Source organism: Microcoleus sp. B3-A4, from assembly GCF_036705385.1.
In the GTDB taxonomy this organism is placed as follows: domain Bacteria; phylum Cyanobacteriota; class Cyanobacteriia; order Cyanobacteriales; family Microcoleaceae; genus Microcoleus.
On sequence record NZ_JAUBUI010000026.1, the window covers coordinates 42,772 to 56,436 of the forward strand.

The 13,665-nt window shown below is 44.2% G+C and carries 13 protein-coding genes; 6 read left to right on the plus strand and 7 right to left on the minus strand.

All coding sequences use genetic code 11. The features are described 5' to 3' along the window. Positions 1–107: 107 nt before the first annotated feature. Positions 108–1,121, plus strand: coding sequence for a poly(ethylene terephthalate) hydrolase family protein (locus QUB33_RS13060; RefSeq protein WP_333351014.1), 1,014 nt, complete (start codon positions 108–110; stop codon positions 1,119–1,121). A 119-nt stretch (positions 1,122–1,240) separates the two neighbouring features. Here the strand turns inward: QUB33_RS13060 and QUB33_RS13065 are convergent, their stop codons facing one another. Genes QUB33_RS13065 through QUB33_RS13085 form a run of 5 tightly spaced genes read right to left on the minus strand, consistent with a single transcriptional unit; the run spans position 1,241 to position 6,109 of the window. Then, the gene (locus tag QUB33_RS13065) at positions 1,241–1,756 is read right to left on the minus strand and encodes a helix-turn-helix domain-containing protein (RefSeq protein ID WP_333351016.1); all 516 of its coding nucleotides are present in this window, start codon (positions 1,754–1,756) and stop codon (positions 1,241–1,243) included. Between the two features lie 24 nt (positions 1,757–1,780). Then, positions 1,781–3,877, minus strand: a complete 2,097-nt coding sequence (locus QUB33_RS13070; protein ID WP_333351019.1) for a SpoIIE family protein phosphatase — start codon at positions 3,875–3,877, stop codon at positions 1,781–1,783. Next, positions 3,874–4,863: an ABC transporter substrate-binding protein gene (locus tag QUB33_RS13075; RefSeq protein WP_333351021.1), complete on the minus strand. Its 990-nt coding sequence runs from the start codon at positions 4,861–4,863 to the stop codon at positions 3,874–3,876. The genes QUB33_RS13070 and QUB33_RS13075 overlap by 4 nt, the downstream gene beginning before the upstream one ends. Beyond that, on the minus strand, positions 4,860–5,858 hold the full coding sequence (locus QUB33_RS13080) for an ABC transporter substrate-binding protein (protein ID WP_333351023.1): 999 nt from the start codon (positions 5,856–5,858) through the stop codon (positions 4,860–4,862). The genes QUB33_RS13075 and QUB33_RS13080 overlap by 4 nt, the downstream gene beginning before the upstream one ends. Positions 5,859–5,893: 35 nt before the next feature. Further along, entirely contained in the window at positions 5,894–6,109 is a 216-nt protein-coding gene (locus QUB33_RS13085; RefSeq protein ID WP_333351025.1) for a hypothetical protein, read from the minus strand. A gap of 265 nt (positions 6,110–6,374) precedes the next feature. On the opposite strand from QUB33_RS13085, the gene QUB33_RS13090 reads away from it, so the two are divergent. The 4 genes from QUB33_RS13090 to QUB33_RS13105 all read left to right on the plus strand — a co-directional run bounded on the left by QUB33_RS13090 (position 6,375) and on the right by QUB33_RS13105 (position 10,874). After that, positions 6,375–7,946 carry an NAD(P)H-quinone oxidoreductase subunit N gene (locus QUB33_RS13090; RefSeq protein ID WP_333351069.1) on the plus strand — a complete coding sequence of 524 codons (1,572 nt, stop codon included), beginning with the start codon at positions 6,375–6,377 and terminating at the stop codon, positions 7,944–7,946. Between the two features lie 153 nt (positions 7,947–8,099). Continuing rightward, complete coding sequence (locus tag QUB33_RS13095; RefSeq protein WP_333351027.1) at positions 8,100–8,705, plus strand: Uma2 family endonuclease; 606 nt, start codon at positions 8,100–8,102, stop codon at positions 8,703–8,705. A 140-nt stretch (positions 8,706–8,845) separates the two neighbouring features. Then, positions 8,846–10,456 (plus strand): cyclic peptide export ABC transporter, encoded by a 1,611-nt coding sequence (locus QUB33_RS13100; RefSeq protein WP_333351029.1) that lies wholly within the window; start codon positions 8,846–8,848, stop codon positions 10,454–10,456. A gap of 1 nt (position 10,457) precedes the next feature. Further along, the gene (locus tag QUB33_RS13105; RefSeq protein WP_333351031.1) at positions 10,458–10,874 is read left to right on the plus strand and encodes a GNAT family N-acetyltransferase; all 417 of its coding nucleotides are present in this window, start codon (positions 10,458–10,460) and stop codon (positions 10,872–10,874) included. Between the two features lie 2 nt (positions 10,875–10,876). Here the strand turns inward: QUB33_RS13105 and QUB33_RS13110 are convergent, their stop codons facing one another. Next, positions 10,877–11,236: a Spx/MgsR family RNA polymerase-binding regulatory protein gene (locus QUB33_RS13110; RefSeq protein ID WP_333351033.1), complete on the minus strand. Its 360-nt coding sequence runs from the start codon at positions 11,234–11,236 to the stop codon at positions 10,877–10,879. A gap of 64 nt (positions 11,237–11,300) precedes the next feature. After that, on the minus strand, positions 11,301–11,744 hold the full coding sequence (locus QUB33_RS13115) for a DUF4332 domain-containing protein (RefSeq protein WP_333351036.1): 444 nt from the start codon (positions 11,742–11,744) through the stop codon (positions 11,301–11,303). 395 nt (positions 11,745–12,139) lie between these two features. On the opposite strand from QUB33_RS13115, the gene QUB33_RS13120 reads away from it, so the two are divergent. After that, a complete protein-coding gene (locus QUB33_RS13120) occupies positions 12,140–13,528 on the plus strand; it encodes an aminopeptidase P family protein (protein WP_333351038.1) in 1,389 nt (462 codons plus the stop codon). Positions 13,529–13,665: the final 137 nt, after the last annotated feature.

A 13,665-nucleotide genomic window follows, 5' to 3' on the forward strand; every position in this document is an offset into this window, starting at 1 on the left:
TAATCACAGAGTCCGAAACCTTTTCCGGCAACGCTCCTTAAATTACCAACGGTCGCCGACTTGCTTTTTTTTCACTAGCTTATGCACGCACTCTCAAACCCAAAATAATGATGAATTTCCACCCTCATTTTTTTTCGGCAAAAACCCTAGCAATTGTTTGTGCAATTGCTGCGTTTGTTGTCCTTGCTAGCAAAGTCTTTGCCACAACCATCGATTATGCACCGCCATTTAAAGAAACCAGATTTTACAGTACGACGATATCTGCTAATAAGGATTTAGCTGAAATTTATTATCCTAAACCCTCCGATCTTAATTCGGGTAATTACTCTTTCCCCATTGTACTTTTATTGCAAGGTGCGCTTGTAGATAAATCATTTTATTCAGATTACGCTAGCCACGTGGCCCGGTACGGCTTTGTGGTAGTCGTTCCGAACCATTTGCGCCCTTCGCCCTTCAATCCCACTTCACCGCCTAGCTTGGTGGCAGAAACTTCGCAAATAGCGGCGGTTTTGTCGCAAATGGCGATCGAAAGCACAAACCCCACATCTCCGATCGCGTCTGTTATCGATACGCAGCGCCTTGGTTTATTGGGTCATTCTTTTGGTGGTGCAGTGGGGTTATCAGTGATTGCTAACAAATGTCTCCCAGAATTGTATTTGTGTCAAGAGCCATTTACGCGCCCGAAAGAACTATTAGCGGGTGCATTTTTTGGAGCTAACTTGCGGAATCCCATTGCTAATGAATTTGTACCCATCGCTAATGATGGCATTGCAGTGGCGTTGATTCAAGGCGATATCGATGGTGTCGCCCTGCCCGATCGCTCTCAAAGCACCTTTGATAACATTCAAACACCACCCAAAGCTTTGATTACTGTTATGGGTACAAATCACTTCGGCATTACCGATCTTAATAACCCTCCTGGTGCGAACCCCGATCGCAATACTGCTACCTTAGAGCGAGCCGTGGGTATTGAAACGATCGCCCGTTGGAGCGCCCTGTTTTTGCGTGCAAATATGCTTAATGATCGAGGTGCATTTGATTATATTTACTCTCAAGGTGACGCCCTCGATTCGAATGTCCGTGTTACCACCGTTGCCGTTCCCAAACCATCTTCTAAATAGCTCCACCTCAAAAAACGTAAGATAGATTAAAGCTCATATAGCAATCTAAATAATAAGCTTTGAAATTACCTTTTACTTTACCTATAAAATTGAGTTCAAAAGCTGTAATATTGTTCTTTTTAATCGTTTTTGAGCAATTTTTTTGATTTTTTTTCAAACTCGATGGCTGCCTCCTGAGCTTTTTCGTTACTCACAGGCTTTGCTTCCTTTAAGTTGGCTTTCATGCGATAGTGTACTTGCTTGTGTAATGTTTGATATTTGACTGAAATTTGATAGTTCTCTTCTACCCATTGACCAATTTCTTTATAAGTCTTAAAATCACAGGACTCTTCACTTAATTTTTCTGATATTCCGGCTATTACTGCTGAAGGAATTACTCGGGGTCTACCAGTTGCTTGCCGTATTTCTAACAGTTCTGACAGACCCCCAGCAATATATTGTTTTAACCATCTATGTACAGTAATTCTATGTACACCTAAACGTTCAGCTACATCTGTAAGGCTTTGACTAGCTCCAGTTTTTAACCAATAAAGTGCCTGAATTTTTTGTTTATTAGGTAGAGTTCGCTGCTGGGACAGAATTATTTTTAACTCGTCTGCTGTTAAATCAATTCTTTCTTGGTAGTTTACTTTCATAAAGTATTACTCAAACTTTGTTCTTCATTGTAGCATTTCTCCTGGGGAAAGGATATTATTAACTAAATTTCCCTTTTCAGTAACGTCCGCCTGCCGCTTAAAGACTAGCAAGGTGATGTCATCAAACACTTTCTGCTTACCGATATGTTGCCGCACATCTAGAATCACCGCATCCTTAACTCCTGCTGCAGACTTGTGCCAATTTTGACTAATTACTTGACACAATTGCTTCAGTCCATACTGCTTTTTGCCGATGTTATAGGCTTCTGGAATGCCATCAGTATAAAGCACCACGCCATCTCCAGGTTCTAGCTCAATCAGGATGTGACTGATGAAGTCTGCGATATCATCATCTAACGCGATCGGGAAGCCTAACTCCATCGTGTCGATGCGCTCAACATCTCCATTTTTTCGCACAACTAGCGTTTCTTCATGCTGACCGCTGATGCTAATGACTCCTTGGGAGTAGCTCAAAATCGCCAGCGTCAGACTTTTCTCAGAGTTCATGCGCTGTACGTTTTTGTAGAGGGTACGGTTGAGTACATCCAGGAATCGAACGGGGTCTAGTTCACGAATCTCTTGCAGGGTGCGAACTGAGGTTTGCGCCATCAGCATCAGAATGCCACTTTCGAGGCCGTGTCCGGTGACATCACCGATCGCCAGTGTGACAACACCATCGATCTGTAGCACGTCGTAGTAGTCACCTCCTACTTCATCAGCGGGTTCCATGTATCCGGCGATATCTAGTCCGTCAATTTCCAGTTCCTCAGGGTTAGGCAAAATCATTTGCTGGATGTGACGCGCGACATTCAATTCTGCACCTAAGCGGAGGTTGTCTACTTTGAGTTTTTCGTTGAGGGTAATGATTTCCTGATTAGCATTAGCGAGTTCTGCTGTTCGTTCCTTAACTTTGTCTTCGAGGGTTTCAAAGGATTCTTGGATTTGCCTCGCCATGCTGTTGAAGGATCGTGCCAGCAGACCGATTTCGTCTCGCGATCGCATCTTCACACGCATATCTAAGTTACCCGCCGTAAACTGGGCAACCGCTTGGGTGAGGTAAATCACAGGCTTTGTTAATAGTTGTGCGATCGCCAAAGCGAGGATAGTTACAATTGTGGCGATGATTGCTAATAAAATAAGTGCATCCTGTATTTGTTTTTCTACAGGTGCTAAGGCAACGGCAATGGGCTGTGCGAAAAGAACTGACCAAGGTTTATATTTCAGGGGGGCGATCGCTAAGAGGCTCAACTTATTATTACCCGTAGCTGCCAATCGTGTGGTTAGATAAGGCTGCTTAGTGTCTAATGCTTGCTTGAGGTCGGGCAAATTGATTGCAAGTTCTTTCGTTAGAGTCTTAGGCAAACGCCCTTCGCGTTGCAGTTTCGCTACAACATTGGGTGACAAAGGCACAATCGATTTAAAAAGGAGTTCAGGTGTAGTGCTATGTGCCAGATGGATATAGTGTTCATCTAAAAGAACTGCTAAGGATTTCGCACCCGCGTGTTCAGTTTCCCGAGTCACCAACTGCTGGACAGATGTGGCATTGTATGTAACCCGCAATACACCCAATATATTTCCCTTCGCATCGCGAACAGGACTGCTAAAGAAGAGCGTCACGAGGTTGGGAATTGTCGGCGATTGCCTAATACTAGAAACAAAAGATAGTTGAGTTTTGAGCGGTTCTTGGAAGTAATCTTGACCGGATTCATCTCGTCCAACATCCGGTGTATTCGTATCGAGTACATTCCGTCCCTTTAAGTTGAGCAAGGCATAGGAGATAATATTAAGCATATCTTTGCGACTGAGCCGGGTTAAGGTTTCAGTCGCTAACATCTCTTGGGGACTACCATTTCGCCGTTCTGGAGGTAGGTCCAGATAGGCAGCCAAACCTGGTAAAATCGCTTCTACGCGCACGGCATTGAGATTTGCATCGATAAACCCGTCTATTCTGTTAGCGGTTTCGTTAGCCGCCGCAGATAGGGATTGTCGTGCGTTGTCGGTCAATGCCTTTTGAGTTGTCTGCTTGTTGATAAATGCTAACAACAGCAACGGAATTAGAGCAACGAGCAGAAACGACACGATTAACTTTGTACGAATGCTGTTGAAAAAGGAGCGCTTCATGGTTTCAGACTAGGAGGGGGGGTTAAAAAAGAAGAATTGAACAAGGTTTCTAGATTGGGAAGGCGCGTCACATTGCCAGCGCGAATAAAAAAGTCCGCATATTTCTTGGCGGTTTTGTAGATATAATTAGGACTGTCTGATAGAAAGAACTTTTGATTTTCTGCAAAATCAGTGAGGTCTATTCCCTCGAAAGAGATTGTATTGCTGGGAATATTCAACGCTTTGCTCACGATCGCGTTTCCTTCGGGAATATTTGCTTCCCAATATGACAAGCCTTGAAGCCAGCCTCGCACAAAGGCGCGAATATCTTCGGGGCGATCGCGTATCGCCTCACCCCGAAAGGCGACCAAATCCAAAATTAAGCCTGGGGTTTGCTTGCTGGTAAAGAGGATATGCGCCCCTAATTGTAATGATTCAGAAAGATGCGGTTCCCAAGTGTGCCCTGCTTGGATAGCATTGTTTTGTAAGCGCTGGGGAACTTCTAAACCATCAACTTTAACCAGCCTAACATCATCGCTCGTCAGCTTAGAGATTTTCAACATCTCACTAACGAAGACTTCGCTAAAGCCGCCTAGATTTGCACCAAGCTTTTTTCCTTTCAAGTTAGGGATTGTTTTAATGTCCGATTGCGCGACTACCACATCTGCACCTGTGGATTCATCTACAACCATCACAGCTTGCATATCAGGATTTGTGGCACTCAAGATCATAAAATCTCCCAAGGTCAATCCGATCCCATCATACTTCCCTGCACTGAAATCTGCTTGTTGCAATTGTAAGTAGTCTACATAGCTGAGTTCCACATCTATCCCTTGCGCTTTGAAGAATCCTTTCTCTTGAGCAATGATGCCAGGCCTATGGCCAACAAAAGAGATCAAACTGACTTTCAGGGGAGGACTTTTTACTTTTAGAGATTCCGGAGAATGACAAGCAAACAGCAGCCAGCAAATAATAATAAAGATGCTGTTAAAAAACGAGCGCTTCATGGTTTTAGACTAGGAGGGGGGGCTAAGAAAGAAGAATTGAACAAGGTTTCTAGATTGGGAAGGCGCGTCACATTGCCCGTGCGAATAAAAAAGTCCGCATATTTCTTGGCGGTTTGGGAGATATAATTAGGACTGTCTGATTGAAAGAACTTTTGATTTTTTGTAAGATCAGTAAAATCTATTCCCTCGAAAGAGATTGTCTTGATGGGAATCTTGAAGGTTTTGCTCACGATTTCCTTTCCTTCGGGAATATGTGCTTCCAAATATGACAAGCCTTGAAGCCAGCCTCGCACAAAGGCGCGAATATCTTCGGGGCGATCGCGTATCACCTCACCCCGAAACGCGAACAAATCCAAAATTAAGCCTGGGGTTTGTTTGCTTGTAAACAGGATATGCGCCCCTAATTGTAATGCTTCAGAAAGATGCGGTTCCCAAGTGTGCCCTGCTTGGATAGCATTGTTTTGTAAGCGATTGGGAACTTCTAAAGCCTCGACTTTAACCAGGCTAACATCATCGCTCGTCAGTTGAGAGGTTTTCAACATCTCAGTAACGAAAACTTCGCTAAAGCTGCCTAGATTTGCACCAAGCTTTTTTCCTTTCAAGTTAGGAATTGTTTTAATGTCCGATTGTGCGACTACCACATCTGCACCTGTCGATTCATCCAAAACCATCACAGCTTGCATATCAGGATTTGTGGCACTCAAGATCACCAAATCGCCCAAGGTCAATCCGATCCCATCATACTTGCCTGCACTGAAATCCGCGTCTTGCAATTGGGAGTAATTTACATTTACATAGCTCAGTTCCACGTCTATCCCTTGCGCTTTGAAGAATCCTTTCTCTTGAGCAATGATGAGAGGTGTATAGCCAACAAAAGGGATACAAGATACTTTCAGGGGAGGGCGTTTTACTTTTAGGGATTCCGGGGAATGACAAGCAAACAGCAGGCAGCCGGTAATAATAAAGATACAGATGTAATTGAGTAGTTTAGACATACTATCTAGAGCATTCCTGGTGTAGAAAAGGCGACTCATATTTTCTTGAGTCCGATCGACCTAAGTGCATCCTCCGCAATCGCCGCTAAACCTGTTGTGGTGGCTATATCTAGAACAAGCCTGCCCGATCGCACTTTAGCCAATTCTACTAACCGAGTTGCAGCCTGTTTGTGAAATTCATTCTCGTAGTCGGGGCGGTTGTTGAAGTCATTGAGAATCTGCCGTTTGTAGGCACTTAGCGAGTCAGTCATGCCGAATTACTGGTTTAACTTTCTACATTGTGGCAGTTATGGTCGATCGCGACTCTCGTCGGAGGTGACATCAGCAGGCAATCTCTACAATGCCCGCAAATGTATGCAAAACCGCTACCGAGTATCAACTCCCCGGCAACAAACACCCGCCCAACTGGGATCGCGAAGCTGTAATCCGCTACAATCTGTGTTTGGTAAAGAATTTTTACAAGTTCACAGCCCTTTACAGCCTTTGCGGCTTGTACTACCCAACCTGCCTGAAAATATGGATTTTGCTACTCTTGCTGCCCAGCTAAATGCTGGAACTATCTTGCCAGAGGGAATTGTCATCATCACCCTCTTGGTGGTTCTCGTCGGCGATTTAATCGTAGGCCGCAGTTCCTCGGCTTGGACTCCCTACGTTGCCGTTGCGGGTTTGTTGGCCGCCGTCGCTGCCTTGTGTTTGCAGTGGGATAACACGGATACCATCTCGTTTTTGGGCGGTTTTAACAGCGATGCCTTGAGTTTAGTGTTTCGCGGAATTATCGCTTTGAGTACGGCTGTCACTATTTTGATATCCGTCCGCTATGTACTGCAAACGGGTACTGCTTTAGCGGAATTTATCGGCATTTTGCTGACCGCTACTTTGGGGGGAATGTTCCTCAGCGGCGCTGATGAATTGGTGATGATTTTTATTTCGTTGGAAACTCTGAGTATCTCGTCTTATTTACTGACGGGTTACACAAAACGCGACCCGCGTTCCAATGAAGCTGCTTTGAAATATTTGTTAATTGGGTCGTCTTCTTCGGCGGTGTTTCTCTACGGGCTGTCGCTGCTGTACGGCTTGTCTGGCGGCGAAACTAAGCTGAGTACGATCGCGGCTAACCTTTCTACTGTGAATGAAGGTCAATCTCTCGGTTTGGTAATTGCTTTGGTTTTTGCGATCGCCGGAATCGCCTTCAAAATCTCTGCGGTTCCCTTCCACCAATGGACTCCTGACGTTTACGAAGGTTCTCCTACACCCGTTGTTGCCTTCCTTTCTGTCGGTTCCAAAGCAGCCGGTTTTGCCCTAGCAATCCGCTTGTTAACAAGTGCTTTCCCCGCACTTATCGAACAGTCGCACTTCGTATTCACGGCCTTAGCCATTCTCAGCATGGTGTTGGGAAATGTGGTTGCCCTCGCCCAGACTAGCATGAAGCGGCTTTTGGCTTATTCGTCGATCGCCCAAGCCGGTTTTGTAATGCTGGGTTTGATTGCAGGAACAGAAGCGGGTTACTCCAGCATGATATTTTATCTGTTGGTTTACCTGTTTATGAACTTGGGTGCTTTCGCCTGCATCATCCTGTTCTCGCTGCGGACTGGAACCGACCAAATTAGCGAATACTCGGGTTTGTACCAAAAAGACCCGCTGTTAACTTTAGCCTTAAGTATTTGCCTGCTTTCTCTCGGTGGAATTCCGCCCCTGGCTGGATTTTTCGGCAAAATCTATCTGTTCTGGGCCGGCTGGCAAGCAGGACTTTACGGCTTAGTTATCCTGGGATTAATTACCAGCGTAGTTTCGATTTACTACTACATCCGCGTTGTCAAGATGATGGTAGTAAAAGAACCTCAAGAAATGTCAGACGCGGTGAAAAATTATCCCGAAATTCGCTGGAACCTTCAGGGAATGCGGCCTTTGCAAATCAGTGTTGTCCTCACTTTGGTTGCGACAACATTGGCGGGAATTTTGTCGAACCCTTTGTTTAATTTGGCTAATGATGCTATTACCAAAACTCCCATGTTGCAGTCGGCATTGAGTCACGTGCAACCTGTTGCGGGTGCGAAAATAGAATCAAATTTGGTGTCTCGTCGGGATTAATTTCTCCTGGTTTTGAAATAGTGGAAAACGCCTGACTCTTTGAAGTTGGGCGTTTCTTTTTTGTTGTGATATACTCTTAATTATGATTTTTAACCGCAGATGTAGGCAGATAAACGTAGATAAACGCAGATAAAAGTTAGTACAGAGGCAACAATGTTAGTACAAAGTAAAAAAAAGTTTTATACTCCAGATGAGTACCGGGACTTAGAGGAAACTGCTGAGTTTAGAAATGAATACCGCGATGGAGAAATTGTAAAAATGAGTGGTGGTAGTATTAATCACAGCCGGATTATCCGAAATTTGAGTAGAGTCGTGGGAAATTTGCTTGAGGGGCAGCCCTATGAGCTTTTTCACAACGATTTGCGGTTGTGGATTCCTCGCTACCGACGGGGAACTTACCCGGATGTGATGGTGATTGAAGGGGAGCCAGTTTTTACCGAGGGACGCAGTGATGAGATCCTCAATCCGATGCTCATCGTGGAAGTGCTTTCTAAGTCTACCAAAGATTTTGATCGAGAGGATAAATTTCGGTTTTATCGCTCTATCCCGGAATTCCGTGAATATGTGTTAGTCAATCAATCAGAGTTTTTAGTCGCACAATATATTAAAACAGAATCAAATGAATGGTTGTTTCGGGAATATGAGGGAGATACAGCAACAGTTTCTTTTGCTTCCTTGGGAGTGCAAATGTCGATGAGCGAGATTTATGCAAAAGTAGTATTTGAAACTCAGGAAACGGAAGTACAAGAAGAAAATTAATTCTATTGGGGGATGCGAATATAAAGAGACCTGACTGCTGAATCAAATTTATTCCGTAGTAATCGAGATTGTTACCAAAAAGCCGGGGATTGGGTTGGTTTGCACCAGACTTTTAAAAGTTAAATTAAGAGTAAAATTAGATGAATGTAATTTGGTTACTATTAAAAGCTTCTTGGTTAAATGTTTCTATTGCCATACTCACAGGCTTAATCAGCGGCGGTTGCAGCGCTATGTTAATTTCCCTAATTAACCGTGCAATCAGCGACAATTCCAATGGTAATTTAGTCTGGTATTTTGCGGGATTAGCAATTTTGGCTCTTTTGAGTGGCTTTGTATCCCAATTTTTGTTAATCTACCTTTCTCAAGAAGCTGTTTACAATCTGCGGCTGAGTTTGAGCCGTGGCATTTTGTCTACTCCTTTGCGGAATTTGGAAGAGTTGGGCGCTAACCGCTTGCTGGCAACTCTGACTGATGATGTGGGAACGCTTTCTAATACTATATTTTTGATTCCTTTTCTTTGTGTTGATATCGCCGTTGTTGTCGGCTGCTTAACTTATTTAAGCACGATTTCGGGTACAGTTTTTGTTGTTGTATTTGGTTTTCTGGTGCTGATGATTGGCACGGTGCAGTTGTTGCTCAGTAAAATGAGGAAATTCTTCGATTTAGCCAGAGAAGAACAAGATATATTATTTAAGCATTTTCGCAGTATTACTGATGGAATTAAAGAACTTAAACTGCATTCCTTGCGCCGCCAAGAGTTTTTTACGGAACAATTGCAGGTGAGTGCTGATGCTTCCCGCGATTATAACGTGACTGCTTTGAACACTGGTGCAGTTGCGATTGGAGTGGGTCAGTTGCTATTTTTTATGCTGATGGGTTTGCTGCTGTTTGCTTTGCCAAAATTTGTGCCAGTTTCTACACCTGTTTTGTCAGCTTACATTCTGACCAGTACCTATTTAATGTCTCCATTTCAGAATATTTTGCAAAGGTTGCCGGCGATTTTTCGGGCTAATACTTCTGTGGAAAAAATAGAGAGAATGGGATTGGCTTTAGCGAGTCAAGCTGAGATAAATTCAACGGTTAAACCGATTCAAACTGCTGAGTGGGATATGCTGGAGTTAAATCGAGTAATACACAGCTATCCGGGAGAAAAAGAAGACAGCAATTTTATTTTGGGCGAGCTGAATTTGAAGTTTCATCCGGGTCAATTGGTGTTTATAATTGGCGGGAATGGCAGCGGTAAGTCTACTTTAGCTAAGTTAATCACTGGTTTGTACATTCCTGAATCTGGAAAAATTCTCCTTGATGGTCAGCCAATTACTGAGGAAAATCGAGAGTGGTACAGGCAGCATTTTTCGGCGATTTTTTCAGATTTCTATCTGTTTGAAAGGCTTTTGGGCCTGACTAATCACGATTTGGACAAGCAGGCGGCTGAATATTTGCGAGAGTTTCATTTGGAAAATAAAGTTCAGGTGAAAGATGGAGTTTTGTCAACTACGGCTTTGTCTCAGGGACAGCGAAAGCGGCTGGCTTTGCTGACGGCGTATTTGGAAGATAGACCTATTTATTTGTTTGATGAATGGGCTTCGGATCAAGACCCGTTTTTCCGGGATATTTTTTACAAGCAGTTGCTACCGGAGTTGAAGCGGCGGGGGAAAACGGTTTTTGTGATTAGTCACGACGATCGCTATTTTGATTTAGCCGATCGCGCAATTAAACTAGATTACGGTAAAGTAGAGTACGATCGATAAAATGGATAACTACCGAATTATCGAAATTTTGAATGACAGCCAGGTTTCCGACTTGATGGATTTATACAAAAACGAGTTTTGGAGCGACAAGCGGACGCGCGAGGACGTTGTGAAAATGCTGGCGGCAACTGATGTTATCATTGGTTTGGTCGATGAGAGCGATCGACTAATTGCTTTTACCCGCGTTATCACCGATTTCGTATACAGAGCGATGATTTTTGATGTAATTGTCAAGCCGACGCACAGAAAGACGGGACTGGGTGCGAAGTTGATGGATGCAGTTTTAAATCACCCCAAATTGCACACTGTCGAGAGCTTTGCTCTTAACTGTTTGCCGAACATGATGCCGTTTTACGAGCGTTGGGGTTTCACAGATGATGTGGGCGAGATGAAGTTTATGCGGCGAACCACAGGCTGAACTTAACCCTTTGAAAGCCCCAATTTTTCTCTAATTGCGTCTTCTTTGAAGCCTACTAAAACAGCCGTTCCATCTTTAACGAAAAGAGGACGTTTCAGCAGCATCGCATCCTTTGCAAAAGCCTCCACCCACTGTTCGCTAGTCCAATTTTTCTTGTCATCGCCCAAAGCGCGGTAAGATTGACCGGAAGTATTTCGCATGGGTTGAAAACCCAAAGCAGCTACCCAGCTTTGAATTTTTTCGCGAGTCGGTGGCTGTTCTTTGGTGTTAATGAACTCGTAATTAACATCGCTATCTTTGAGCCACTGGAAAGCTTTTTTGCAGGTGCCGCAGTTCGGGATTCCGTAAACTTGAATTGACATAATAATGACTGTTGACTGTTGACTGTTGACTGCTGGCTAATAACAACTAACAACTGACTACTGACTACTGACTACTGACTAATCTAGCTTGTTGAACCCATTTTTGCACGCGATCGACTGAAGGAGTCAAGTCATTGCGCTGCATTGTCGCTACGTGCAGCCGTAAGACTTGTTGGTGCAATCTCTCCACGGGCATTTGAGCTAATTGAGCCGGCGAAGCAACGCCCGCGTGAAGTAACAGCCCGCAATACTGACACCCTACACTCGGAATTCGAGCCAAATTTGCCATCGCTACCCATTTATTAACATATTGAATGTTAATCTGTAATTGATTGGCTAGCAACACTTTCGCCGCCTGCGTTTTCGTCATGCGAATTAGTTGTCCGGTTGTGGTGATGCTGCACTCTTCTAGTTGAGATTGGTTTTCCTTGCTCAATCCCGGTAAGTTTGCGATCGGCCAGTCGCGTACTTGCACAGAAGTTTGAGGAGCTTTATGAGAAATTTTCATGTTTTTTCAGTTAATTTTACTTATACTTTAAAGTCTAAAAGATCAAACCGTCAATATAGGCGATCGCTCACGTCACCCAATCAACAAAAACCCGAGCGAGGAATTTGATGAATTGCAGGTGTTGTGACATTTCTGCTAATTGCCTGCCGAGTAGCACCTTGAGCCTGTTTTCCTGCCTGCGGCTCAGGCTTACAGCTTAACCAAATCATCCCGGCGATGACGACGAAGACTATAAAAAAGACAGCCTATAAATGCTAGCAAAAAAGAAGTCCTAGATGAGAATTTTCTCAAAAATGGCTGCCAACTTGGCAGTCAGAATTTTAGTGCTTTAATGCTGAGAATGAAAAAAATTATGGCTGACTGCAAACCAAACTCAAACTTATCGGTTTATACCCATGAAAATTACAGAAGGTTATGATTTGTTAACTAATACTTTACAGCAACGGCGGCAAAAACTGGTTAGTTTAATTAATTTTCCGGTAATTCTCTGGTCTGGCCGCAGCATTCCTCGCAATTATCCGGCACTTACTTATCCCTTTCGTGCCTGCAGTCACTTTCTATATTTTGCGGGTTTGCCCTTAGAAAATGCTGCCATTCGCTTAGAATCTGGCAAATTAGAATTGTTCTTAGATGACGCACCTGCTAGCAGCACTCTTTGGCACGGAGAAATGCCGAAAAGAGCAGAAATTGCCGAACTAATTGGGGCTGATGCTGCTTTCCCAATGACCGAATTGAAAGCGCGCTCAACAAATGCAGCAACGATCGCAGTTCAGGATTCTTGGACTCAGTTGCAACAGTCTCAAATTCTCGCTCGCCCTCTGGCACCGCCCAACTCGCCAACCGGAATCGACCTAGAATTAACTCAGGCGATCGTATCTCTGCGCTTGAGCCATGATGCAGGCAGTTTGGCCGAATTGCGTCAAGCTGCGGCTGTTACTGTAGAAGCTCACAAAGCGGGGATGGCGGCAACTCGAAATGCTCAAATTGAAGCAGGGGTGCGCGCTGCCATGGAAAGTGTCATCATCTCCAAAAATATGACCTATGCCTATCCCAGTATCGTGACGGTGCATGGAGAAGTGCTGCACAGCGAACATTATCACAATCCCCTACAAACCGGAGATTTGCTGTTAGCAGATGTCGGTGCGGAAACATCAATGGGATGGGCGGCTGATGTAACTCGCACTTGGCCTGTCTCGGGCAAGTTTTCTCCGACTCAAAGAGCGATTTATGATGTAGTTTTGGCAGCACACGATGCTTGTATTGATAAAGTTAGTCCGGGGGTGGAATATCAAGACATTCATCTGTTAGCTGCTCGAATTATGGCGGAAGGGTTGGTTGATTTAGGTATCTTGCGGGGCAACGTTGAAGATTTGGTAGAAATGGATGCTCACGCGCTATTTTTTGTACACGGTATCGGACATTTAATCGGTTTGGATGTTCACGATATGGAAGATTTAGGAGATTTGGCTGGCTATGAAGCCGGAAGAACCAGAAGCAGTCGGTTTGGGTTAGGATTTTTGCGGTTGAATCGAGTTTTGCGTCCGGGAATGCTGGTATCGATTGAACCGGGATTTTATCAAGTTCCGGCAATCTTAAATAACCCAGAAAACCGCGCCCAATATGAAGATTGCGTAAACTGGGAAGAGTTGGAAAAATTTGCCGATGTGCGGGGGATACGCATAGAAGATGATATACTTGTCATCGCTCAAGGTAAAGAACTATTGACAGGGAAATTGCCCACAAAAGCTCTGGAGATTGAGGAGTTAGTTGCGGTAAATACGTAAGTAGAGCCGAGTTCGATCGCACATACGCAGTTCTATACAGGTGTGAAAAAAGATAAAAATGAATAAAGGTTGGCCAAGAAATCTTTCGATATTAGTTAAAAAAGTGGTCTCGCAAGTCAGAAAATTCGCCGCACTAA